The sequence below is a fragment of the Bradyrhizobium sp. 613_E4_N2_2 genome, assembly GCF_052075995.1.
GTDB lineage: Bacteria > Pseudomonadota > Alphaproteobacteria > Rhizobiales > Xanthobacteraceae > Bradyrhizobium > Bradyrhizobium barranii.
This window is the reverse complement of record NZ_CP197234.1, coordinates 4,540,056-4,564,395: the sequence shown is the minus strand read 5'-3', so window position 1 is coordinate 4,564,395 and position 24,340 is coordinate 4,540,056. Positions and strand designations below refer to the sequence as shown.

Here is a 24,340-nt window from a genome sequence, read left to right as displayed (position 1 = left end):
TGTGGGCCTCGAATAGATTTTGCATTGCATGGATCCTCATTCAGGGAAGCGAAGCGTGTCAGCGCCTCTGCATCGGGCACGGGAGTGTCAGCGGAGATTTCATCGCCAACGATATGCAAGCCAGCACGCCAGAATGGCTGCGGCGATCACGAACTCTATCGCGCGTGGGCGGTACACAACGCTACCGCCCCTGCGGCTCATAGTAGCGCCTCACTGCTTTGAGGTGCTCCGCCTGCAGATGAGAGAGGTGCCGGATCGATCGGACCTCCGCGACTAACTGACCGAACGCATAGAGAATCGCTGCCGGAATCGAGAATGACACTGCCAGCACGAGCACCATGGCGCGGAACGGGAAGTCGGATCCTAATGTAGGAGGGGCTGGGATTCGCGTGGCACTAAAGAAAACAAGCCAAACAATCAGCAGGTAAAGTCCTGAAACGATCTTCAAAAATGTAGGCATTGCCCCCCCGCTGACGCTATCCAAGCGCAACCAAAGCGGGAGCGCAAGGCGCGGCGCAACAATTTGCTTGGCAAATGCCTCTCTAGAAAGGCACAATCTGCGTTAGTATGTGGGGCTTTGCGGGGCGCGAATGGACCAGTCTGACATCGATCTTGCCCGGAAGGTTGGGCGCATTTTCATGCCGCATGCGTGGAAGCGAAGAGACGAATTCCAAAAAGCTGAGGGCCGATACGTCCACTACACATCGGCTGAAGCCGGCTTAAACATCATCAGGTCAAAGTCCATCTGGATGCGAAACACAACTTGCATGGCGGACTACAGTGAAGTGCAGCATGGATTTGCAAAGCTCCAATCCGAAGACATGCTTAAGGGCTTGCTGCGGTGGCTTGATGTAGAATTAAACGGGCTAGGCCGCGAAGCAGCGTCGCTCTTCGATCAGTGGTGGAATGACACCCGCTTTGGCACCTTCATCGCATCGATATCTGAGCATGAAGCAAGCGAGGATTTGCACGGCCGTCTCTCAATGTGGAGGGCATTCGGCGGACAATCTGCGCGCGTCGCTTTCGTTCTAAAGATCCCAGAGAATCCGACTGTCGGCCTTCTTCTGAACCTCTTCATCTCACCGGTCGCCTATTTTCGTGACAATCAGCTTTCAACCGAGATAAGTGCGGTCCTTCAAAATGTGCGTGAATCGCTCGAATTCCTAAAGTTGGTTGATCGAAAAGTACTTGTCGGAGCGCTGTTTATTATGTTGGTCAGCGCTAGCGTATGCCTTAAGCACGAAGGCTTTCACGAAGAGAAGGAATGGCGGATCGTTTATAATCCGAAGCGAGCGCATTCTGACTTCATGAAGTCCAGCATCGAAAGCGTTGGCGGAGTTCCTCAGCTCGTCTATAAAATTCCTATCGGTGGCGGCCCACCGGACGGCCTTAGTGAAATCAATATCGGAGCATTACTAGACCGGCTCATAATTGGACCAACCCAATACTCCTGGGCGATGTACGAAGCATTTGTTGCCGCTCTAAAAGATGCCGGCGTCGAGAAGGCAGAAGAGAAAGTGTTCGTATCAGGAATTCCCATCCGTTCATGATGCCTCGAATAGAGAGGCTGCCAAGGAGCTTCGGCTTTTTATGACGGGTGAAGTCGGCAAGGTCTCCGAGCAGTCCGCTAAGTCACCGTTTTTTCGGTCAATTCCATCAGCGAAATGGTGAGACAGACTCCCAGGCCCAGCTTCAAGCGCGGCAACCGCTCTTCCAGTGGAGATGACCAGTCAGGCCGCTTCTGCAGTTCCTCAACGATCTTCTCGAACGAACCGAACGGGTTCTCCCCTAACTGCTGAACTAAATTCTCCCCGGTCAGCCGCAGCCGTTCGAACAAATTAAAGATCAGAATCTCAAGCGCCATGTTGTGTACTGCCGCCGGAACGTTCTCACCCAAGTTGAGCATTTCTCTTAGGCGGTCTTTTTCGTCCTTGAGCGAAAACGTGCGGTCTGAATGGGCGGCCTTATTTCGGATGCGACGCAGGTGGCCGATCGATCGATATGGCGTTTCGCCGATCCACCCGTTTAGGGCCGCGATGTCTGCTTTCGCTGAAAGTGTGGCTGCGACGCCCGGATAAGCGATCATGTCCCTGACGCGTGATTTCAGAAATTCAGGAGCGCGTCGCTCGAACATCATGTCGAGATGGTTGGAGACCATGTCAGCCGCAATCAGTGTAGCTCCGCGGTCAGATTCGGAGATCAGGTCGGTGATCACGACTTGAAAGGCTCGCGCCGCCTCGGGCGGATCGAGCCATGATGTACCGCTCATTATTGGCCTCCAATCGAGGATTCTTCATCAATTTCGCGCGCTTTAGGTGTTACCCCCGCTCGGATCATGCGCACAAGGCGCGCCGAAGCGCCCCTAAGGGGGGTGGCCAGCTAGCCCTTTGGCTTGGTCTTCAACGCCTGTCGCAACAGCGTCCTAATGGCCTCGGGGCGGGTAGGGGAATCGCCCTGCTTATCTCTCCAAGCATCCACAGCGGTGAGATCGTCCGGCTGGAGGCGAACCTGTATCTGTGTGCCCTTGCCGGTGGCGGGAGGCCCACGCTTTTTCTTTGGTACCATGGTTTGACGTTTCATAGAATCTTTGGTACCATAGTTTCGGGTCCGGTCAAATGAGCCGGACGACAGGGGAAATACCATGATTGATCTTAGCGCGACGGCGCGCTGCGTGGGCCAAGCGAACTTCGGATGATGAGGTCATCCTGCTGGGTGCCGCGCCCGAGCTGGCCTGAGGCGGTGTGGCAGCGCCTCACCCGCAAGGGTGGGGCGGTTTCTTGCCCTGTTTGCCCAATGGCGCTAACTCTTCCCTTAAGCTGCCTCGGGGAGGTCACATGTCAGACAAGGCCCGCGAGTTTATCGATTTCTGGGTGGAGAACAGCATCCACGCTGTCGAGCAGTCCGGCACTGCCGGCGCGCGCAGGATGTAGCAGAGCTCACGCGTCGTCTCATCGAGGCCGCCAAGGGGCAGGGCATTTCGGAGGCCGACTTGCGGGCTGCGATTGGCGACATCGCCGCCTATATCGAAGAACTTCTGAGGGCAGCGAACAGTGCCGAAAGCGAACGGCGTACGCCTACATAGGCGGCCTCCTCGCAACGGCACCGGCTGTTTTTTTCGGCATCGTCGCAGAAATTTACGGGTTTTGACTATGATCCGTGGCGGCTCGACGTATACTGATCGGTGGCGCGCCCATTCTGGCGGCTTGTGCGTCGGCGAGGCCGGCGAGGTAAGCAGAGCAATTCTTCTCAGGGGCGCGCTCTTGCCCAATCCCGCCAACGATAACCAACGCGTACAGCCACGCGGCCTGCGCCGCGCCGATGCGGCTCGATATCTCGGGATCAGCCCGGCTCACTTCGATAACCAGGTAAGGGCTGGCGCCGCCCCCAAACCGCTGGCGCTATTCGGCGTGAGCATTTGGGACCGCAACGACCTGGATCGCTTGTTTGATGGTGTTTCAGTCGCGAATGATGACGACGGCTATTGGGACAAGGCATGCAGCGGCGAAAGCCTAGATACGTAAACGAGTACATCGATAGGCACGGCAAGCCTCGCGTATACCTGAGACGACCGGGCAGGGCGCAAGTCGCTTTGCCCGCGCCACTGTACACGCCCGAATTCTGGACGGCCTATCGCGCAGCCATGGCCGACGAGCCAACCCAAGAGGTGCGCCGGGTTAGGGCTGGCAGCATAGCGGCGGCCGTGCGCGGCTATTACGGCTCGACTGAATTCAAGGTGCTGGCCGAAACGACAAAGGCCACCTATCGCGGCGTTTTGGACCGCTTTGTTGATAAGCACGGTGAAGGGCCTATTGCTGGCCTTCAGCCAAAACACATCAATAAGCTGATTGACGAGATGGCTGATACGCCATCCGCCGCGAGCAACTTCCGGAAGCGGCTTAAGGGTCTGATGGACTATGCCGTGTCGGCCGGCATGCGCGCCGATAATCCCGTCGTCGTGGCCAAGAAAGTGAGGCTTAAAACAACCGGCCATCGGACGTGGAGCGAAGAGGACATCACCAAGTTCCGGAAGCACCACGAGGTTGGCACGCCGCTACGGCTCGCCTTCGAGGTGCTGTTGCATACTGGCCTACGCCGCTCCGATGCCGTGCGCCTTGGCTGGCAGCACCTAACTAGCGACGGCTTCGTCATCAGTACAAAGAAGAGTCAGGGCCATGTTGAGTTGTGCATCCCGGTGCATAGCGACCTGGCCCGCTATATCGCCGATTGCCCCAAGGATGGGCCGGCCTTCATCGCAACCATGTACGGCCGCGCTCGTAGCGAGAAAGCGTTCTCCACGTGGATTAGCGAAGCGGCGTGCAACGCTAACCTTCCTCCGAAATCTTCGCCACATGGAGTCCGCAAAGCCGCATGTCGTCGTCTTGCTGAGGCCGGCTGCAGCGCCCTCGAAATCATGAGCATCACTGGCCACACCGATATCCGCGAAATCGAGCGCTATTGTCGCGAAGCCGCGCGCAAGAAGCTCGCCGTTGCTGCCATGACGAAGCTTGAGGGCGGATTTGACATCCGACTGCCTAACCCACCCGATGAGTTAGGCAATAGTGACGATAACTTATTGAAATCATTGACGGCAAAAGCGTCTTGGCGATCCCAGCAGGACTCGAACCTGCAACCCGCGGAGTAGAAATCCGCTACTCTATCCAGTTGAGCTATGGGACCGTCTTGAGGCCGGCCTCGGCTACCGCCTGCCGGTCTTCTATCACGCCAGATATAAAAAATCCTCGACCCCGCCAAGTCTGAACCGAACCGTTTTCCTCAACGCCGCGACTAAGCGGGACGGTGGGGTGTCAGGGTGCCGGGTTGAGCGGCAGCGGACTGGACGATGGATTACATCGCCGGGAACGCTGGCCAGCTTCCGGGACACGGCCGCCGGTCGATCGGTCAGGTAGGGCTGCGCCATCAGGACGGCGTGCGCGGTGATATCTCGATCGGTCTCCTCAGGGCTTGCCTTGTCATGGCGAATGCGACGATTTGCACCTTTGGTTCCATCGCCTTGAGTCGGTCACCTTTCCGCGCATTTCATGCTCACGCGGCGTTCGCCGCGATTTCCGGGAGTCCATTATGATCGGTCTTGTTCGCGCCGTCACACTCTGCGCCACGCTGGCGCTCGGCCTTAGCGCAGCGCTGGCCGCCGACAAGGCGTTCAAGCGCGACGACCTCGCCGATTCCGCGATCAAGCTGGAGGCCCAGATCAAGAGCGAGGCGGGGCCGGTCGCCAAGACCAGCGCGACGCTGCGCACCGACGCCGACGCCGCCTTCCGGCGCAATGATTTCCGCACCGGGCTGTCGGTGCTCGGCCAGATCGCCGCGACCACGCCGGAGGATACCGGCAACTGGCTGCGGCTCGCCAAGGTGATCTTCCAGATCTCGCCGAAAAGCTCGAGCGAGCAGACGTTCCTGCTGGAGCGGGCCTCGACCGCCGCCTACATCGCCTACCAGCGCGCCGGCAATCCGGGCGAGGAGGCGGATGCGCTCGCCGTGCTCGGCAAGTCGCTGGCCGAACGCAAGCTGTGGCGGCCGGCGCTGGATGCGCTGCGGCTGTCGCTCGACATGCGCGAGGTCGCCGACGTCCGCGGCCAATACGAGAAGATGCGCGACGAGCACGGCTTCCGGCTGCTCGACTATACCGTGGACTCGGATTCGGCGAGTCCGCGTGCCTGCTTCCAGTTCTCGGAGGAGCTGGCCAAGCGCACCGATTTCGCGCCGTACCTCGCGCTGGCAGGCCAGGACAAGCCGGCGCTGTCGGCCGAAGGCAAGCAGCTCTGCGTCGACGGGCTGAAGCACGGCGAGCGCTACAACATCAATCTGCGCGCCGGCTTGCCGTCCACCGTGAAGGAGGGCCTGCCGAAATCGGCCGAGTTCAACGTCTATGTGCGCGACCGCAAGCCGTTCGTGCGCTTCACCAGCCGTGCCTATGTGCTGCCGCGGACCGGCCAACGCGGCATTCCCGTGGTCAGCGTCAACACGCCCGCGGTCAACGTCAACGTCTTCAGGATCGGCGACCGCAACCTGATCAATACGGTGGTCGACAGCGATTTCCAGAAGACGCTGTCGCGCTACCAGCTCGCCGATCTCGGCGGCGAGCGCGGCGTCAAGGTCTGGACCGGCGAGCTCGCGACCGCGATGACGCTGAACCAGGACGTCACCACCGCATTCCCGGTCGACCAGGCGCTCGGCGAGCTCCAGCCCGGCGTCTACGTGATGACTGCCGCGGCCAAGGGGCCAGGCTCGGATGACGACTACCAGCTCGCAACGCAGTGGTTCATCGTCTCCGACCTCGGGGTCACGGCCTATTCCGGCAATGACGGCATCCACGTCTTCGTCAATTCGCTGGCCTCGACCGATCCGGTCGGCAAGGCCGAGGTCCGGCTGGTCGCCCGCAACAACGAGATTCTGGCGACCCGCAAGACCGACGACAGCGGCCATGTGCTGTTCGAGGCGGGCCTTGCGCGCGGCGAGGGCGGCCTGTCGCCGGCGATGCTGACGGTCACGGGCGAGAAGGCCGACTACGCCTTCCTGAGCCTGAAGACCTCGGCTTTCGACCTGTCCGACCGCGGCGTTTCGGGCCGGGCGGTGCCATCGGGCGCCGATGCCTTCGTCTATGCCGAGCGCGGCGTCTATCGCTCCAGCGAGACCGTCTATCTCACCGCGCTCTTGCGCGACGGGCAGGGCAATGCCGTTGCCGGCGGGCCGCTGACGCTGGTGATCGAGCGCCCCGACGGCGTCGAATTCCGCCGCGCCGTGCTGGCCGACCAGGGGGCCGGCGGCCGTACGCTGTCCGTGCCGCTCAATTCGGCCGTCCCGACCGGGACCTGGCGGGTCCGCGCCTTCACCGATCCGAAGGGCTCGTCGGTCGGCGAAACCACCTTCATGGTCGAGGACTACGTCCCTGATCGGATCGAATTCGACTTGTCCGCCAAGGACAAGCTGATCAAAGCTAACGCTCCGGTGGAGCTTAAGGCGGATGGCCATTTCCTCTATGGTGCGCCGGCCTCCGGTCTCCAGCTCGAAGGCGACATGCTGGTCGCGCCCGCGAGCGAACGCCCGGGCTTTGCCGGCTACCAGTTCGGCGTCGCCGACGAGGAGACCACCTCGAACGAGCGCACGCCGCTGGAGAATTTGCCGGAAGCCGACGCCAACGGCGTTGCCACCTTCCCGGTGACGCTGGACAAGCAGCCCGCCTCGACGCGCCCGCAGGAGGCGCAGATCTTCGTGCGCATGGTGGAGACCGGCGGCCGCGCCGTCGAGCGCAAGATCGTGCTGCCGGTCGCGCCCGCCAACGCCATGATCGGCATCAAGCCGCTGTTCGGTGACAAGAACGTCGCCGAGGGCGACAAGGCGGAGTTCGATGTCGTGTTCGTCTCGCCCGAAGGTGAGAGGCTGCGCCGCGATGGCCTGCGCTACGAGCTCCTGAAGATGGAGTCGCGCTACCAGTGGTACCGCCAGAACAATTACTGGGAGTACGAGCCGGTCAAATCGACTTCGCGTGTTTCCGACGGCGACGTGACGATCGCTGCCGATAAGCCGTCGCGGATCTCGCTGAGCCCGCAGCCGGGCCGCTACCGGCTCGATGTCAAGTCGAACGATGCCGACGGTCCGGTGACTTCGGTGCAGTTCGACGTCGGCTGGTATTCCGACGGCAGCGCCGATACGCCGGACCTGCTGGAGACGTCGATCGACAAGCCGCAATACGCCTCCGGCGACACCATGACGGTGTCGGTGAACGTCCGCAGCGCTGGCAAGCTCACCGTCAACGTGCTCGGCGACCGCCTGCTGACGACGCAGACCATCGACGTCAAGGAAGGTACCGCGCAGGTGAGGCTGCCGGTCGGCAAGGACTGGGGCACCGGCGCCTATGTGGTGGCGACGCTGCGCCGCCCGCTCGATGCGGCTGCGCAACGCATGCCGGGCCGGGCGATCGGCCTGAAATGGTTCGGCATCGACAAGCAGACCCGCACGCTCCAGGTGAAGCTGACGCCGCCGGCACTGGTCCGGCCGAATGCGACGTTGAAGATCCCGGTCAAGCTCGACGGGCTCAATCCGGGTGAGGACGCCAAAATCGTCATCGCTGCGGTCGATGTCGGCATCCTCAACCTGACCAATTACAAGCCGCCGGCGCCTGACGATTACTATCTCGGCCAGCGTCGCCTGAGCGCGGAGATCCGCGATCTCTATGGGCAACTGATCGACGGCATGTCGGGCACGCGCGGACAGATCAAGTCCGGCGGCGATGCCGGCGCCGGCGAATTGCAGGGCTCTCCGCCCGCGCAAAAGCCGCTCGCGCTCTACTCGGGCATCGTCACGGTCGCCGCCGACGGCACCGCCGAAGTGAGCTTCGATGTCCCCGAGTTCGCCGGCACCGCGCGCGTCATGGCGGTGGCGTGGACCGCGACCAAGCTCGGCCGTGCCAACACGGATGTCGTGATCCGCGATCCCGTGGTGCTGACCACGACCTTGCCGCGCTTCCTGCTCAATGGCGACCACGGCACGGTCAACCTCGAGATCGACAATGTCGAGGGCCAGGCCGGCGACTACGTCATCAACGTGAAGACCGGCGGCCCGGTGAAGATGACCGGCAATCCCGCAACCACGGTCAAGCTCGCCGCCAAGCAGCGCAACGCGTTTACGCTCGCAATCGACACAACTGCGGCGGGGCAGGCGACGCTCGACGTCGACATCAAGGGGCCGAACGGCCTTGCGCTGGCGCGTCACTATGCGCTCGACGTCAAGGCGGCGACGCAGGTGCTGGCGCGGCGTTCGATCCGGACGCTGGCGAAGGGTGAAAGCCTGACGCTGACCTCGGACATGTTCTCCGATCTCGTCCCGGGCACCGGCAGCGTCTCGGTTTCGGCCAGCCTGTCGACGGCGCTCGACGCCGCAACGATCCTGAAGGCGCTCGACCGCTACCCCTATGGCTGCTCCGAACAGATCACGAGCCGTGCCTTGCCGTTGCTCTATGTCAACGAGCTCGCCGCCGGCGCGCATCTGGCCATGGACACCGAGGTCGACCAGCGCATCCGCGATGCGATCGAGCGGCTGCTGGCGCGCCAGGGCTCCAACGGCTCGTTCGGCCTCTGGTCGGCCGGCGGCGACGACGCCTGGCTCGACGCCTACGTGACGGACTTCCTCACCCGCGCCCGCGAAAAGGGTTTTGCGGTGCCGGACGTGCTGTTCAAGAACGCGCTCGACCGTATCCGCAACTCGGTCGTGAACGGCAACGAGCCGGAGAAGGACGGCGGGCGCGATCTCGCCTACGGCCTCTATGTGCTCGCACGCAATGGCGCGGCGCCGATCGGCGATCTCCGCTATCTCGCCGACACCAAGTTGAGCAACCTCGCGACCCCGATCGCGAAGTCACAGCTTGCGGCGGCACTGGCGCTGGTCGGCGACCGCAACCGCGCGGAACGCGTTTACGGTGCCGCGCTCGACGGCCTCGCGCCGAAGCCGGTGCTGGAGTTCGGCCGCACCGACTACGGCTCGCAGCTTCGCGATGCCGCAGCGCTGGTCTCGCTCGCCAGCGAAGGCAACGCGCCGAAGGCGACGCTGACGCAGGCGGTGTCGCGGGTCGAAGTCGCGCGCGGGCTCACGCCCTACACATCCACGCAGGAGAATGCGTGGCTGGTGCTGGCGGCGCGCGCGCTCGCCAAGGAGAACCTGTCGATGGAAGTCGACGGCCAGCCGGTCAAGACCGCGCTGTACCGCAGCTACAAGGCCGTGACGCTGGAGGGCAAGCCGCTGAAGATCACCAACACCGGCGATGCGCCGGTGCAGGCGGTGGTCTCGGTGTCGGGCTCGCCGGTCACGCCGGAGCCGGCTGCATCGAACGGCTTCAAGATCGAGCGCAATTATTTCACGCTCGACGGCAAGCCCGCCGACATCAGCAAGGTCAAGCAGAACCAGCGTTTCGCCGTGGTGCTGAAGATCACCGAGGCGAAGCCCGAGTACGGCCACATCATGGTGTCCGACTATCTGCCCGCGGGCCTCGAGATCGACAATCCGAAGCTGGTGTCGTCGGGCGACAGCGGCACGCTGGACTGGATCGAGGACGGCGAGGAGCCTGAAGATACCGAGTTCCGTGACGACCGCTTCACGGCGGCGGTCGATCGCGCCTCGGACTCCAAGTCGGTCTTCACCGTCGCGTACGTCGTGCGCGCGGTCTCGCCCGGCAAATACGTGCTGCCCCAGGCCTATGTCGAGGACATGTACAATCCCTCGCGCTACGGCCGGACCGGGACGGGTAACGTCGAGGTGCGGGCGGCGAAGTGAGTGGAGAGATGAGCGAAGCAGGGCCACATACTCCGTCGTCATGCCCGGGCAAAAGCGCGAAGCGCGTCTTCGCGCAGATGTCCCGGGCATCCACGAACTGTGGCGCTGCCGGCAAAGACGTGGATGGCCGGGTCAAGCCCGGCCATGACGGAGCAAAGGGCTGGGGCCGTCGTGTCCTCTCGGGCCTCGCGCTCACGCTCATCCTCGCCACCTGCGGCTTCGTCGCCTGGGTCTACTCGCTCGGCCCGCTGCCGCTCGACGAGGCACGCCAGGTCTCCACCACGGTCGTCGATCGCAACGGAAAACTGCTGCGCGCTTATGCCATGGCCGACGGCCGCTGGCGGCTGCCGGTCGATGCCAGGGCCAATGTCGATCCGACCTATCTCAAGCTGCTGCTCGCCTATGAGGACCAGCGCTTCTACGCGCATAACGGTCTCGACCCGCTCGCCCTTGGGCGCGCCGCACTACAGCTCACCACGCGCGGCCACATCGTCTCGGGCGGCTCGACCATCTCGATGCAGCTGGCGCGGCTGATGGAGCCGCGGCGGCAACGCTCGCTCTATGCAAAGCTGCGGCAGATCGTGCGGGCGATCGAGATCGAGCGCAGCATGAGCAAGGCCGAGATCCTCGACCTCTATCTCGCGCTCGCGCCCTACGGCGGCAATCTCGAAGGCATCCGCTCGGCCTCGATCGCCTATCTCGGCAAGGAGCCGAAGCGGCTCTCGCTGGCCGAGGCCGCGCTGCTGGTGGCGCTGCCGCAATCGCCGGAGACGCGCCGGCTCGATCGCTATCCCGAGGCCGCACGCAAGGCGCGCGACCGCGTGCTGGACCGCATGGTCGAGGAGCATGTGGTCAGCCTTGAGGACGCGAAGCAGGCCAAGGCCGTGCCCGTGCCAAAACTGCGCAAGCCGATGCCGATCCTCGCGCCGCACGCCTCCGACACGGCGCTGTCGACGGTCAAGGATGCGCCGGTCATCAAGCTGACGCTCGATGCCAATTTGCAGAAGGTGCTGGAACCGCTGGCGCGCGACCGCGCCATTGCGCTCGGGCCCAACATCTCGGTCGGCATCATCGTGGTCGACAATGAGAGCGGCGACGTGCTCGCCCGCGTCGGTTCGGCCGATTATTTCGACGAGAGCCGGGCGGGGCAGGTCGACATGACCCGCGCTGTCCGTTCGCCGGGGTCGACGCTAAAACCATTCATCTACGGGCTCGCCTTCGAGGACGGTTTTGTCCATCCCGACAGCCTGATCGACGACAGGCCCGTCCGCTTCGGCTCTTACGCGCCGGAAAATTTCGACATGACGTTTCAGGGCACGGTGCCGGTGAAGAAGGCGCTGCAATTGTCGCTGAACGTGCCGGCGATCGTGCTGCTCGACCGCGTCGGCGCGAGCCGGCTGTCGTCGCGGCTGCGGCAGGCCGGCGGCAATCTGGTCCTGCCCAAGGACGAGGCACCGGGGCTCGCGATGGGACTCGGCGGCGTCGGTGTGACACTGCAGGACCTCACCCAGCTCTATACGGGTTTCGCTCGGCTCGGCACCACCATGCCGTTGCGCGACCTCATGACCGGCCGGGACGATCGGGAACCGCTGCGGCTGCTGGACCAGGTCGCGGCCTGGCAGGTCGGCAACGTGCTCCTGGGCACGCCGCCGCCCGAAAACGCCGCCCACAACCGCATCGCGTTCAAGACCGGCACCTCGTACGGCTATCGCGACGCCTGGTCGGTCGGCTTCGACGGCCGCATGACCATCGGCGTCTGGGTCGGCCGGCCCGACGGCGCGCCGGTTCCCGGGCTGATCGGTCGCGTGGCCGCAGCCCCGATCCTGTTCGACGCCTTCGCCCGCACCGGCAAGACGCTGGCTCCGTTGCCGAAGCCGCCGAAGGGAACCCTCGTCGCCAGCAACGCCAAGTTGCCATTGCCGCTGAAGCGGTTCCGCCCGGTCGGGGACCTGGTGCGGACCGGCAGCGAGCAGGCGCTGCACATCCAGTTCCCGCTGAATGGCTCGCGGATCGATGTCGACCGTTCCGGCGGCGAGGGGAGCGCAGCCATGCCGGTGAAGGTCGCCGGCGGCGTCCTTCCCATGACCGTCATGGTTAATGGAACATCACTGGGCGAGATCGACGGGCGCCGCCAGCGCCTGATCGATCCGCCTGGTCCGGGCTTTGCGCGGCTGACCGTGATCGACGCCACTGGCGCCGCGGACACAGTTGTCATTCGAATTCAATGACCCCGCCTTAACCGGTTGTCGGAATGACGGTTTCAGCGTAAGCGGAACCAATGGCCGAGACCTATCCCAGCCCCCGTTTTGGAGCACCCCGCGAGCCGAAAGCGCCCGTAAATCCGGGCAGCCGGCTCGTGCTTATGCTGGACTACGCCACGGCCAGTCACGCCCGCGCGGTTGGCTTCCTGCTGCTGTGTGCGCTGCTGCTATTCCTGCCGGGATTCTTCACGATTCCGCCCGTTGACCGCGACGAGGCGCGCTTTGCGCAGGCCACCAAGCAGATGGTCGAGAGCGGCGATTATGTCGACATCCGCTTCCAGGAAGACGTCCGCTACAAGAAGCCAGTCGGCATCTACTGGTTGCAGTCGGCCGCGGTTGAAGCCGCATCCGCGCTCAAGCTGCCGAAGGCCGAATTGCGGATCTGGGTGTACCGGCTGCCGTCACTGATCGGCGCAATCGGCGCCGTGCTCATGACCTATTGGGCCGCGCTCGGCTTCGTCACGCGGCGCGCCGCGGTGCTCGCCGCGCTCCTGATGTGCGCCTCGGTGCTGCTCGGCGTCGAAGCACGCCTCGCGAAAACCGATGCGATGCTGCTGTTCTGCGTGACCGCCGCGATGGGCGCGATGTCGCGCGCCTATCTGTCGTGGCAGCGCGCAGAGGATGAGACCCATCCGCCCTGGAGCTGGCCCGCGATCTTCTGGACCGCGCTCGCGGTCGGCATCTTGATCAAGGGTCCGCTGATCCTGATGTTCGCGGGCCTGACCATCGTCGCGCTCGCGATCCAGGACCGTGATGCCTCGTGGCTGTGGAAGCTGCGTCCGCTCTGGGGCCTGATGTGGATGCTGGTGCTGGTGCTGCCCTGGTTCGTCGCGATCTTCTGGCGCGCGGGCGATGCCTTCTTCGCCGATTCCGTCGGCGGCGACATGCTGAGCAAAATCGGCGCCCAGGAATCCCATGGCGCGCCGCCCGGACTGTATCTGGCGCTGTTCTGGATCACGTTCTGGCCCGGCGCGCCGCTTGCGGCGATGGCGGCGCCGGCGGTGTGGCGGGCCCGGCGCGAGCCCGGCGCGCAGTTCCTGCTGGCCTGGCTGATCCCGTCCTGGATCGTGTTCGAGGCGGTGCTGACCAAGCTGCCGCATTACGTGCTGCCGCTGTATCCGGCGATCGCGATCCTCACCGTCGGTGCGCTGGAGCGCAACGTGCTGTCGCGCTCGTGGCTCGCGCGCGGCTCGGCCTGGTGGTTTGCGATTCCCGCTGCCGCCTCGATCATCGCCGTGGTCGGCGCGGTCATGCTGACGCGGCAACCGGCGTTCGTGGCCTGGCCGTTCATTGCGGCCTCGCTCATTTTCGGTCTGTTCGCCTGGTGGCTGTTCGACACCAATCGCGCCGAGCGGTCGCTGCTCAACGCGCTGGTCGCAGCGCTGATGCTCGCGGTCGTGGTCTACGGCATCGTGCTGCCGTCGCTGACCCCGCTGTTTCCGAGCATCGAGATCGCACGCGCGCTTCGCAACGTCACCTGCGTCGGGCCGAAGGCAGCCGCTGCCGGCTATCACGAGCCGAGCCTCGTGTTCCTGACGGGCACGCAGACGCTGCTCACCGACGGCTCGGGCGCGGCGGATTTCCTGCGCCAGGGGAGCTGTCGCTTCGCGCTGATCGAGCAGCGCTCGGAGCGCAGCTTCGTGCAGCGGGCCGAGGCGATCGGGCTGCGCTACAAGGTCGGTACGCGCATCGACGGCTATAATTTCTCGCAAGGGCGCGCGATCTCGATCTCGATCTTCCGCTCGGAAGGCACTGAGTAGATGCCGGCGCCAGCCGACATCACGCCGCGCCCGGGCTATCCCGCGCAATTGCTCGCGGTGTCGGGCCGTGCCCTGGCGCAGCTCGTCCGTACGCCTTCGCATTCATGCCGCGCCGAAGCCGCGCGAAAGCTGGCGCGGCATTCGCTGTGGCTCAGCGCGGCCGGTGCGGCCTTGATTATCGTGCTGATGCTCGCGTTCGATCAGACCGAGATCCAGCTGATGCCGGTGCGTGGCACGCCGAGCCTGTGGCCGATCCGCATCCTCACCGATTTCGGCAAGGACGAGTATGTGCTCTCGGTGCTCGGGGGGACGCTGGTGCTCCTGGCGCTCGTTGCAGCGGGATTGCACGGCACCCGTCGTGGGCTGCTGCTCGGCCTCGGTACGCGGCTGCAGTTCATGTTTCTGTCTGTCGCCCTGTCCGTGTTCGTTGCCGAGATCCTGAAATATCTCATCGGTCGCGGACGTCCGTTCGTGAGCGGCAAGGCCGATCCGTTCAACTTCATCCCGTTAGAGGGAACGGGGGCTTATGCCAGCCTGCCGTCGGGTCATGCGGTGACGGCGTTTGCGCTGGCGTTTGCGGTCTCGGCACTGTGGCCGCGCCTGCGCGTGTTCATGTTCACTTACGCAATCGTGATCCTGCTGACCCGGCTGGTGCTGCTCGCGCATCATCCGAGCGACGTCGTCGCCGGCGCTCTGGTCGGCATGGTCGGCGCCATGGCAGTGCGCTACTGGTTCGCGGCCCGGAGGCTCGGCTTTGCCATCCGCGCCGACGGCACCATTGTGCCTCTTGCAGGGGCGGTCTCGGGCCGTCTCAAAAGGGTTGCCCACGGGGCATCCGCCCCATAAAAGCGGCTGCCTGCCGGGACCGCCGGTTCCCCGGGGCAGGCCAATTCCAACCACGAGCTTTCGATTTGTCGTCGTCCCAGCCTTCGGTTTCCATCGTCGTTCCCGTGCGCAACGAAGCCGACAACATCGCGCCGCTGATCGAGGAGATCGGCGCGGCGCTCGACGGCCGCTGGGCCTATGAAATCATCTACGTCAATGACGGCTCGACGGACGCGACCGGCGAACGGCTCGGCGCGATCATGCAGCAGCGCGACAATCTCCGGCAGCTTCGCCACGCCAGATCAGGCGGCCAGTCGGCAGCAGTGCGCAGTGGCGTGCGCGCAGCGCGCGGCGCGATCGTGGCGACGCTCGACGGCGACGGGCAGAACAATCCCGCCTTCCTGCCCGACCTGATCGCGGCGGTCGAGAAGGGGGCGGGGCGCGTCGGTCTCGCGGCCGGTCAGCGTGTCGGACGCAAGGATACCGGCTTCAAGAAATTCCAGTCGCGCGTGGCGAACGGCGTCCGCAATGCGATCCTGAAGGACGGAACGCGCGATACCGGTTGCGGCCTGAAGGCGTTCCGGCGCGACGTGTTCCTGATGATGCCCTATTTCGACGGGCTGCATCGCTTCCTGCCGGCGCTGGTGCGCCGCGAGGGCTACGAGATCGCCTATGTCGACGTGATCGACCGGCCGCGCCATTCCGGCGTGTCAAATTATGGTTTCTTCGACCGACTGTGGATCGGCATCATGGATCTCGTCGGCGTGTGGTGGCTGATCCGCCGCAAGAAGCCGACACCAGATGTGACTGAGGTGAAGGCATGATCATCCAATACGGTCAGGCGTTGAATAACTATCTCTACGACGTCTTCGTCGCCAAGTTCGATTTCTGGCTGGCGTTCGGCCTTGTCGCGCAGCTGTTCTTCACCGCGCGCTTCCTGGTGCAGTGGATCGCGAGCGAGCGGGCCGGCAACAGCGTGGTGCCGATGGCGTTCTGGTTCTGCTCGATGGGCGGCGGGTTGATGACGCTGGTCTATGGCGTCGTGAAGCGCGAACCCGTCATCATCCTCGGACAGGCGCTCGCGACCATCATCTATGTCCGCAACATCATGCTGATCATCAAGAACCGCGGCCGCGCCTCAAGAACGCTGGAACGCTGAGATGCGCCGCTAGCGCGGTAACGCCGAGGCCGCGCCGGAGGCGGGCAGGGCAGTATCCGCCTCACTCCTGCGATAAGGCTCGCCGGCGGCATCGAGCACGGGATAGGCGACCGAGCAGATATGCGAGTGGATGCGGCGCAGGTCGCGCAGCACGTCCAGATGCAGCGAGGTGGTCTCGATGGTCTCGGGGCGGCCCTCGCGCAGGCGGTCGAGATGACGCTCGACGGCGGCGAGCTCGGTGTTCTTCAGCGTGGTCTTCTCCACCAGCAGCTTGCGCGCTTCGTTGGCATCGCCCGACATGAAGACTCCGAAGGCGATCCGCAGCGAGTCCATCGTGCGCTTGTGGAAGGCGGCGAGCTCCTCGGCGCCCTCGACCGAGAACTGAAAGCGGCGCTTGATCTTCTTGGTCGCGAGCTCGCTCAGGCTCTTGTCGATGATGTCGCCGATATGCTCGAGGTTGATGGCGAAGGAGATGATCTCCATCGCGCGCCGGCCCTCGCTCTCGTCGAGGCTGCCCCGCATCAGCTTCGTCACATAGAGCTTGATGGCTTCGTCGAGGCTGTCGACGACATTGTCCATCTTCGTGACCTGGTCGACCAGCGCACGGTCGCCGGTCATCATCGCCGCCATCACCTTGCGCAGCATGACCTCGACCAGATCGCCCATGCGCAAGGTCTCGCGCGCGGCGTCGGCGAGCGCCAGTGACGGCGTCTCCAGCGCGCTCTCGTCGAGATAGCGCGGCCGGGCCGGATCGTCTTCCCGGACGCGATCAGGCAGCAGCCGGATCAGGAGCCGGGACATGATGTCGAGCAGGCCGATGAAGATGACGGCCGTGCCCACGTTGAAGGCGATGTGGAAGGCCGCCGTCATCCTGGCGAGATCGGGCTGCCAGGCGTGCATACGCTCGGCGATCCCACTCAGGAAGGGCAGCACCAGCGCGATCCCGATCACGCGGTTGGCGAGATTGCCGAGCGGCAGGCGGTAGCTCGCGGGATCGTCGCGCCGGGCGCCTTCGAACACGGGATTGATGGCGCTGCCGAGATTAGCCCCCAACACCAGCGCGAGGGCTGCGTAAGGCGTGATGAACTGCGAATAGGCCAGCGACATGATCAGCAGCACGCTGGCGACGCTCGAATGCACCGCCCAGGTGACGAGCGCGGCGATGACGATGCAGAGCACGGGATCGCCCGTGATCGCCGACATCATGACACGAACACCCGGCGCGTTCTCCGCCGGAGCCAGCGTGTCGAGCAGGATGTGCAGCGACAGCAGCATCAAGCCGAGCCCGATGAAGACGCGGCCGATATCCTTGATCCGCGACCGTGGGCCGGAGCGGAAGGCGACGAGCCCGAGCACGAACAGGACAGGCGCAACGGCTGCGATGTTGAACGACAGCACCTGCACGATCAGCGTCGTGCCGACATTGGCCCCCATCATGATGGCGAGCGCGGCGGCCAGGCTGACGAGGCCCTCTGCCGCGAATGAGCTGGTGATCAGCGCCGTCGCCGTGCTGCTCTGGAGCAGCGCGGTGAGGCCTAGCCCTGCGGCGAACGCGTTGAATCGGTTGCCGAGCGCCTTGCCGAGCAGCCGCCGCAGGTCCGGGCCGAAGGCGCGCAGAATCCCGCTGTGGACCATGTGCAGGCCCCACAGCAACAGCGCCACGCCGCCCATCAGATCGAGCAGAACCAACGTTCCCATGCTCCGCGTCCGGATTGGAGTCGATTGGTGAGGCTAGCGCCAAACGTCAGCGGTTCAAACCCTTTGTTGGCGCATCCGCGTTAACGTTTGCGGCGGTTGCGCGTTCCCGCGGCGCGCGTTTTGCGCGTCCGCCGGCGCGCGATTGCCGCGTCCCGAGGCGCGATGCCTTGTGAGCAGGCTCACATTGCCGCCTTGAGGGCAGCGAAGCCGCGATCGAGATCGGATTTGAGATCGTCGACGCTTTCAAGGCCGATGTGCAGTCGCAGGGTCGGGCCGCCCGGCGACCACTTCGTGGCGGTGCGATAGGCGTCGCAATCGAAGGGAATCACGAGGCTCTCGAAGCCCCCCCAGGAGAAGCCCATGCCGAACAGCTTGAGTGTGTCGAGCATGGTGTCGACGGCCTTCTGCTGCGCCGGCTTCAACACGATGCTGAACAGGCCCGACGCGCCGGTGAAATCGCGCTTCCAGATCGCATGGCCGGGATCGGTTTCGAGCGCCGGATGCAGCACGCGCGCGACCTCGGGTCGGGCCGCGAGCCAGCGCGCCATGTCGAGCCCCGAGCGATGATGCTGCGCCAATCGTACCGACAGCGTGCGCAGGCCGCGCAGCGCGAGGAAGACGTCGTCAGGGCCGGCGCAGACGCCGAGCAGGCGGATGCCTTCGGCGATCTGCGGCCACGCCTTGGCGTTGGCCGAGATGGTGCCGAACATGATGTCGGAATGGCCGCCGATATATTTGGTGGCGGCCTGCATGCTGATGTCGACACCCTGGTCGAGCGAGCGATGATAGAGCGGCGTCGCCCAGGTGTTGTCGTCGATGACGAGCGCATCGCGCGCATGCGCGACCTCGGCGATGGCGCGGATGTCCGGCATCTCGAACGATTGCGAGCCCGGCGCCTCCACCAGCACCGCGCGGGTGTTGGGCTTGAACAGCTTGTCGATGCCCGCGCCGATCAGCGGATCGAAATAGGTGGTCTCGATGCCAAGGCGCGCGAGCATGCCGTTGCAGAAATTGCGCGAGGGCCGATAGACGTTGTCGCAGACGAGCAGATGGTCGCCGGTCTTCAGCACCGAGAGCAGGGTGGTGGAGATCGCCGAAAGGCCTGACGGCACGATGCCGACGCCGGCGCATTGCGGCCCCTCCAGTGCCATCAGCGTCTCCTGGAACGCCCTGGTGGTGGGGGTGCCGTGGCGGCCGTACTGGAACTCGCCGCGATGGGCGTGCAGGTCCTCGGCGGTCGGATAGAGCACGGTCGAACCGTGAAACACCGGCGGATTGACGAACCCCTTCTGCGCCTTGGTGTCGCGGCCGGAGGTCACCAGCCGGGTTTCGGCGTGCTGTTGGGCGGGATGCGGGGAATCCATGCGTCTGCTTTCAAAAAGCGCGTTTCCACCGGGCGCGCCGCGCCCGCGGGCCGGCCGAAGGCCGCTGCCGTTAATAACAGAACACAGAAGAGTCCCGTCAACCCCTTGACCCGGCTCGCCAGTCGTTCTGAGATGCGCGGGTGCTATTCAGTCGCCGCATGTTGAGGGGCTGCCGCGACCTTCGATCCATCGTCTGACCGGACCTTGCGTCACAGCCATAACGGCGGACGCCTGCGGCGGGGATTAAGGTATGGCCTCCCGGGATGGGCGAGTGTTCGGCAAGGTTTTCCAGCATGACTCTTGCAAGGCTAGTCTTGATGCGGCTAGCCCTGGCGGAGACGATCCCAAAGACGCCATTCCTGACCTTGAGACGACTTTGAAAGGCCTTCAGCCCATGAAACGCGTAACTCTGGCTCTCACTCTCGCTGTCGCCGCCGGCCTCTCCGCCCAGGCCGCCGATGCGCAAACGCTCAAGACCATCAAGGACCGGGGCATGCTGTCCTGCGGCGTCAGCCAAGGCCTGCCCGGCTTCTCCTCGCCCGACGACAAGGGCAACTGGACCGGGCTCGACGTCGACCTCTGCCGCGCGATCGCCGGGGCGATCTTCAACGATCCGACCAAGGTCAAGTACGTGCCGTTGTCCGCCAAGGATCGTTTCACGGCGCTGCAATCCGGCGAAATCGACGTGCTCTCGCGCAACACCACCTGGACCATCTCGCGCGACACCTCGCTCGGCGCCAACTTCACCGGCGTCACCTATTATGACGGGCAGGGCTTCATGGTGAAGAAGTCGCTCAAGGTGAATTCGGCGCTCGAGCTCAACAGCGCCTCGGTCTGCGTCCAGACCGGCACCACCACCGAGCAGAACCTCGCCGACTACTTCAAGGCCAACAACATGAAGTACGAGGTGATCGCGTTCGGCACCAACGACGAGACCGTCAAGGCCTATGAAGCCGGGCGCTGCGACGTCTTCACCACCGACCAGTCGGGCCTGTACGCCAACCGCCTCAAGCTTGCCAATCCCAACGACCATATGGTGCTCCCCGAAATCATCTCGAAGGAGCCGCTCGGGCCGATGGTGCGTCACGGCGACGACCAGTGGTTCGACATCGTGAAATGGACGCTGTTCGCCATGGTTACCGCCGAAGAGCTGGGCGTGACCTCGAAGAACGTCGACGAGAAGGCGAAACTGGAAAATCCGGAGCTGAAGCGCGTGCTCGGCAGCGACGGCAATTTCGGCGAACAGCTCGGCCTGACCAAGGACTGGGTGGTGCGGATCGTGAAGGCCACCGGCAATTACGGCGAGGTGTTCGATCGCAACGTCGGCGCCGGTTCGCCGCTCGGCATCAGCCGTGGCCTCAACAATCTCTGGAATAAGGGCGGTCTTCAGTACGCGCCGCCGATCCGCTGATCCCGCCTGATCCGCGGCGATGAGCACCGAGGCTCGAAAACCGCCGGCCCAGATCGCGCTGAAGATCAGGCGCGTTCTGGGCGGCAAGGCAGGCTGGAACGGCGTCGCCGTCCAGTTTGCCTTCGCGGCGATCCTGGGCTGGATTGGCTACGAGATCGTCTCCAACGCCCGGACGAACCTCGAAAACCAGCACATTGCCGCCGGCTTCGGCTTCCTCCGCAACAATGCCGGCTTCGACGTCAACCAGACCCTGATCTCCTACACCGGCTCGGACACGTTCCTGCGCGTGTTCGTGGTCGGGCTTTTGAACACGCTCGTGGTCTCGGTGGTGGGTATTTTCTTCGCCACCGTGATTGGCTTCATCGTCGCGCTGTGCCGGCTGTCGCCGAACTGGCTGCTGTCCCGCGTCGGCGAGATCTATGTCGAGATCGGCCGCAATCTGCCGGTGCTGTTCCAGATCCTGTTCTGGTACCTGGCGGTGCTCGCGGCCCTGCCAAATCCCCGGCAGAGCATTTCGCTGCTGGGCATCGCCTTCATCAGCAACCGTGGGCTCGTCATTCCGCGCCCGATCGGTGAGGGCGGCTTCGAGCCGTTCCTGGCGATGCTGGTCCTCGGCATCGTCGCTTCGCTGGTTTTGCGCTTCTATGCGCGGCGGGCGCTATTTCAGCGCGGTCAGATGATCCGGATCTGGCCCTATGTGCTGGGCCTGCTGTTCGGGCTGCCGCTCACGGCCGTGCTGGTGTTCGGCCTGCCCTTCACCTTCGAGCTGCCGCAGCTCAAGGGGTTCAATTTTGCCGGCGGCTCAAGAGTCATCCCGGAATTCGTGGCGCTGACGCTGGCGCTGTCGACCTATACCGCGGCCTTCATCGCCGAGATCGTGCGCGCCGGCATCCTGTCTGTCCACTCCGGTCAGATGGAAGCGGGATCCTCGCTGGGGCTGAGCCGCGGCACCACGTTGCGCCTGATCGTCGTGCCGCAGGCGATGCGCGTGATCGTGCCGCCGCTGACCAACCAGTATCTCAACCTCACCAAGAACTCTTCGCTGGCGGTCGCGATCGGCTATCCCGACCTCGTCTCGGTGTTCGCCGGCACGTCGCTGAGCCAGACCGGGCAGGCGATCGAGATCATTGCCATGACGATGGGCGTCTACCTCCTGATCTCGCTGCTCACGAGCGCCGTCATGAGCGTCTACGGTTGGCGCGTCAGCCGGAGCCTGGGCGCATGAGCGACATCATCTCGTCCGCCTATGTCCGCCGGGACCTGCTCACTGAGCGTCCCGCGCCGGTCAAGACCACGGGCTTCATCGGCCTGATGCGCACGCGCCTGTTCAATTCGCCGACCAACATTTTGCTCACGATCGTCGGCGCCTTGCTGCTCTGGTTCACCGTCATACCTGCCGTGAAGTTCCTGATGGTCGATGCGGTCTGGACCGGCAAGGATCGCACGGCGTGCCTGACCGAGAATGCCGGCTTCACGGTCGGCGCCTGCTGGCCCTTCATCCAGGCCAAGCTGCCGCAACTGATCTACGGCTTCTATCCCGAGGCCGAGCGCTGGCGGGTCAATCTCGCGCTGATCCTGGCGGCGGCTCTGCTGCTGCCGCTGCTCATTCCGCGCCTGCCGGCGAAAGGACTGAACGCCGGCCTGTTCTTCTTCGCCTTTCCAGTCGTTGCATTCTTTCTGCTGCTCGGCGGCGGCATCACCGGGTTTGGCCTGAGCTGGACGGCCGGCCTGCTGCAATTGTTCGACGACAGCATCATCGGCGCCGGGCAGGCTCTGCTCAGTCTCGCCAAGACCTCAGCCATCGCACCGCTCTTCTGGCTGGCCGGCAATCTCATCGTGCTGGTCGGCAGCGCGATCTACTGGCTGATCTTTCCGCTGACCTGGCTGCGTGACCAGCTCCAGGGAACGGGCCAGTCGGTCTGGGCCGATTTCGCCATCACGGCGGCGGTCGTCTCCCTGATCGCCTTCGTCGTCGGTGGCGGCGTTCGCACCGGCGGCCGGGCGCTGACATCCAGCATCGGCACCTTCATCGCGATCGCGGTCGTGATCAAGCTGATGGGGCTCGATCACGGCGGCCTGCCGGTCGTGACCACGAATCTGTGGGGCGGGCTCCTGGTGACGCTGGTGGTCTCGGTGACCGGCATCGTCACCTCGCTGCCGATCGGCATCGCGCTGGCGCTCGGCCGCCGCTCGACCATTCCGCTGATCCGGATCTTCTCGATCGCCTTCATCGAGTTCTGGCGCGGCGTGCCGCTGATCACCGTGCTGTTCTTCGCGACCTACATGCTGCCTTTGTTCCTGCCGGGCAATTTCACGGTCGACGGTCTGGTGCGCGCGCTGATCGGCATTTCGCTGTTCACGGGCGCCTATCAGGCCGAGAACGTCCGCGGCGGGTTGGCCGCGATCCCGCGCGGGCAGGGCGAAGCGGCGGCCGCTCTGGGCCTGTCCTGGTGGAAGACGACCTCGCTGATCGTGCTGCCGCAGGCGCTGCGCCACGTCATTCCGAACCTCGTCAACAGCTTCATCTCGCTGTTCAAGGACACGTCGCTGGTCTCGATCGTGGCGCTGTTCGACCTGCTGGGCTCGCTCCGGGCGTCGTTCTCGGATCCGAAATGGTCGACGCCGTCGACCGCGTTCACCGGCTTTGCGTTCGCCGGGATTATCTACTTCATCTTCTGCTTTGGAATGTCGCGCTACTCGCTCTTCGTCGAGCATCGCCTCAACGCCCACCGTCGCAACTGATCGAGGTCATCATGTCCGACCCCATCGTCAAGATTTCCGGCCTCAACAAATGGTACGGCGAGTTCCACGTGCTGCGCGACATCGACCTCGAGGTCAAGAAGGGCGAGCGCATCGTGATCTGCGGCCCCTCAGGCTCGGGCAAGTCGACGTTGATCCGCTGCATCAACGCGCTCGAGGAATTCCAGGAGGGCGAGATCGTCGTCGACGGCATCGAGCTCGGGCCGAACCTGAAGCACGTCGATGCGGTCCGCCGCGAGGTCGGCATGGTGTTCCAGAGCTTCAACCTGTTCCCGCATCTGACCGTCCTGGAGAATTGCACGCTGGCGCCGATCTGGGTGCGGAACATCCCGAAGAGGGACGCCGAGGTCAACGCGATGAAATTCCTGGAGCGGGTCAAGATCCCGCACCAGGCCAACAAGTTTCCTGGACAGATGTCCGGCGGCCAGCAGCAGCGCGTCGCGATCGCACGCGCGCTGACGATGAACCCCAAGGTGATGCTGTTCGACGAGCCGACCTCGGCGCTCGACCCCGAAATGGTCAAGGAAGTGCTCGACACCATGGTCGACCTCGCCGAGGAGGGCATGACCATGCTGGTCGTCACTCATGAAATGGGCTTCGCCCGCGAGGTCGCCAACCGCGTCGTGTTCATGGATGCCGGCCAGATCATCGAGGCCAACACGCCGAACGAGTTCTTCGCCGCTCCCCAGCACGCGCGGACGAAGCTGTTCTTGAGCCAGATCTTGCGGTGATGCGAGCTGCCGTAGGGCGGGCAAAGGCGCGTCGCGCCGTGCCCACCATCCCTCGGCGATCGCGGCAAGCATGGTGCGCACGCTGAC

At 64.3% G+C, this 24,340-nt stretch carries 17 protein-coding genes and 1 tRNA gene; 14 read left to right on the top strand and 4 right to left on the bottom strand.

Annotated features, from left to right (window positions below; all coding sequences use genetic code 11):
• The first annotated feature begins 590 nt into the window (after positions 1 to 590).
• Complete coding sequence (locus AB7290_RS21815) at positions 591 to 1,550, top strand: DUF2971 domain-containing protein (RefSeq protein ID WP_085401441.1); 960 nt, start codon at positions 591 to 593, stop codon at positions 1,548 to 1,550.
• A 77-nt stretch (positions 1,551 to 1,627) separates the two neighbouring features.
• Here the strand turns inward: AB7290_RS21815 and AB7290_RS21810 are convergent, their stop codons facing one another.
• Entirely contained in the window at positions 1,628 to 2,269 is a 642-nt protein-coding gene (locus tag AB7290_RS21810; RefSeq protein WP_085401442.1) for a hypothetical protein, read from the bottom strand.
• A 991-nt stretch (positions 2,270 to 3,260) separates the two neighbouring features.
• On the opposite strand from AB7290_RS21810, the gene AB7290_RS21805 reads away from it, so the two are divergent.
• A complete protein-coding gene (locus AB7290_RS21805) occupies positions 3,261 to 3,521 on the top strand; it encodes a helix-turn-helix transcriptional regulator (RefSeq protein WP_201266181.1) in 261 nt (86 codons plus the stop codon).
• Positions 3,494 to 4,642: a tyrosine-type recombinase/integrase gene (locus AB7290_RS21800; RefSeq protein WP_085401475.1), complete on the top strand. Its 1,149-nt coding sequence runs from the start codon at positions 3,494 to 3,496 to the stop codon at positions 4,640 to 4,642. The genes AB7290_RS21805 and AB7290_RS21800 overlap by 28 nt, the downstream gene beginning before the upstream one ends.
• Here the strand turns inward: AB7290_RS21800 and AB7290_RS21795 are convergent.
• Positions 4,601 to 4,677: transfer RNA gene (locus AB7290_RS21795), tRNA-Arg, on the bottom strand. The genes AB7290_RS21800 and AB7290_RS21795 overlap by 42 nt on opposite strands.
• Positions 4,678 to 4,840: 163 nt before the next feature.
• On the opposite strand from AB7290_RS21795, the gene AB7290_RS21790 reads away from it, so the two are divergent.
• The 7 genes from AB7290_RS21790 (at position 4,841) to AB7290_RS21760 (ending at position 16,289) form a co-directional block, all read left to right on the top strand.
• Complete coding sequence (locus AB7290_RS21790) at positions 4,841 to 5,083, top strand: hypothetical protein (RefSeq protein WP_144030744.1); 243 nt, start codon at positions 4,841 to 4,843, stop codon at positions 5,081 to 5,083.
• Positions 5,080 to 10,284 (top strand): alpha-2-macroglobulin family protein, encoded by a 5,205-nt coding sequence (locus AB7290_RS21785; protein ID WP_085401444.1) that lies wholly within the window; start codon positions 5,080 to 5,082, stop codon positions 10,282 to 10,284. Before AB7290_RS21790 ends, AB7290_RS21785 begins: the two co-directional genes overlap by 4 nt.
• Positions 10,285 to 10,403: 119 nt before the next feature.
• Complete coding sequence (pbpC, locus tag AB7290_RS21780) at positions 10,404 to 12,512, top strand: penicillin-binding protein 1C (RefSeq protein WP_085401445.1); 2,109 nt, start codon at positions 10,404 to 10,406, stop codon at positions 12,510 to 12,512.
• A gap of 50 nt (positions 12,513 to 12,562) precedes the next feature.
• Positions 12,563 to 14,305 (top strand): ArnT family glycosyltransferase, encoded by a 1,743-nt coding sequence (locus AB7290_RS21775; protein ID WP_028151725.1) that lies wholly within the window; start codon positions 12,563 to 12,565, stop codon positions 14,303 to 14,305.
• Positions 14,306 to 15,151, top strand: coding sequence for a phosphatase PAP2 family protein (locus AB7290_RS21770; protein ID WP_085401447.1), 846 nt, complete (start codon positions 14,306 to 14,308; stop codon positions 15,149 to 15,151).
• A gap of 65 nt (positions 15,152 to 15,216) precedes the next feature.
• A complete protein-coding gene (locus tag AB7290_RS21765) occupies positions 15,217 to 15,954 on the top strand; it encodes a glycosyltransferase family 2 protein (protein ID WP_085401448.1) in 738 nt (245 codons plus the stop codon).
• Entirely contained in the window at positions 15,951 to 16,289 is a 339-nt protein-coding gene (locus AB7290_RS21760) for a lipid-A-disaccharide synthase N-terminal domain-containing protein (RefSeq protein ID WP_028151722.1), read from the top strand. The genes AB7290_RS21765 and AB7290_RS21760 overlap by 4 nt, the downstream gene beginning before the upstream one ends.
• Before the next feature lie 9 nt (positions 16,290 to 16,298).
• Here the strand turns inward: AB7290_RS21760 and AB7290_RS21755 are convergent, their stop codons facing one another.
• A complete protein-coding gene (locus AB7290_RS21755) occupies positions 16,299 to 17,987 on the bottom strand; it encodes a Na/Pi cotransporter family protein (RefSeq protein WP_085401449.1) in 1,689 nt (562 codons plus the stop codon).
• 179 nt (positions 17,988 to 18,166) lie between these two features.
• A complete protein-coding gene (gene metC / locus AB7290_RS21750) occupies positions 18,167 to 19,351 on the bottom strand; it encodes a cystathionine beta-lyase (protein WP_085401450.1) in 1,185 nt (394 codons plus the stop codon).
• Positions 19,352 to 19,745: 394 nt separating this feature from the next.
• On the opposite strand from metC, the gene AB7290_RS21745 reads away from it, so the two are divergent.
• The 4 genes from AB7290_RS21745 to AB7290_RS21730 are packed head-to-tail and all read left to right on the top strand — an operon-like array spanning position 19,746 to position 24,253.
• Positions 19,746 to 20,762 carry an amino acid ABC transporter substrate-binding protein gene (locus AB7290_RS21745; RefSeq protein ID WP_085401451.1) on the top strand — a complete coding sequence of 339 codons (1,017 nt, stop codon included), beginning with the start codon at positions 19,746 to 19,748 and terminating at the stop codon, positions 20,760 to 20,762.
• A 19-nt stretch (positions 20,763 to 20,781) separates the two neighbouring features.
• The gene (locus AB7290_RS21740) at positions 20,782 to 21,987 is read left to right on the top strand and encodes an amino acid ABC transporter permease (protein WP_085401452.1); all 1,206 of its coding nucleotides are present in this window, start codon (positions 20,782 to 20,784) and stop codon (positions 21,985 to 21,987) included.
• Positions 21,984 to 23,504 carry an amino acid ABC transporter permease gene (locus AB7290_RS21735; protein WP_085401476.1) on the top strand — a complete coding sequence of 507 codons (1,521 nt, stop codon included), beginning with the start codon at positions 21,984 to 21,986 and terminating at the stop codon, positions 23,502 to 23,504. The genes AB7290_RS21740 and AB7290_RS21735 overlap by 4 nt, the downstream gene beginning before the upstream one ends.
• A gap of 11 nt (positions 23,505 to 23,515) precedes the next feature.
• The gene (locus tag AB7290_RS21730) at positions 23,516 to 24,253 is read left to right on the top strand and encodes an amino acid ABC transporter ATP-binding protein (RefSeq protein ID WP_063983419.1); all 738 of its coding nucleotides are present in this window, start codon (positions 23,516 to 23,518) and stop codon (positions 24,251 to 24,253) included.
• Positions 24,254 to 24,340 lie beyond the last annotated feature (87 nt).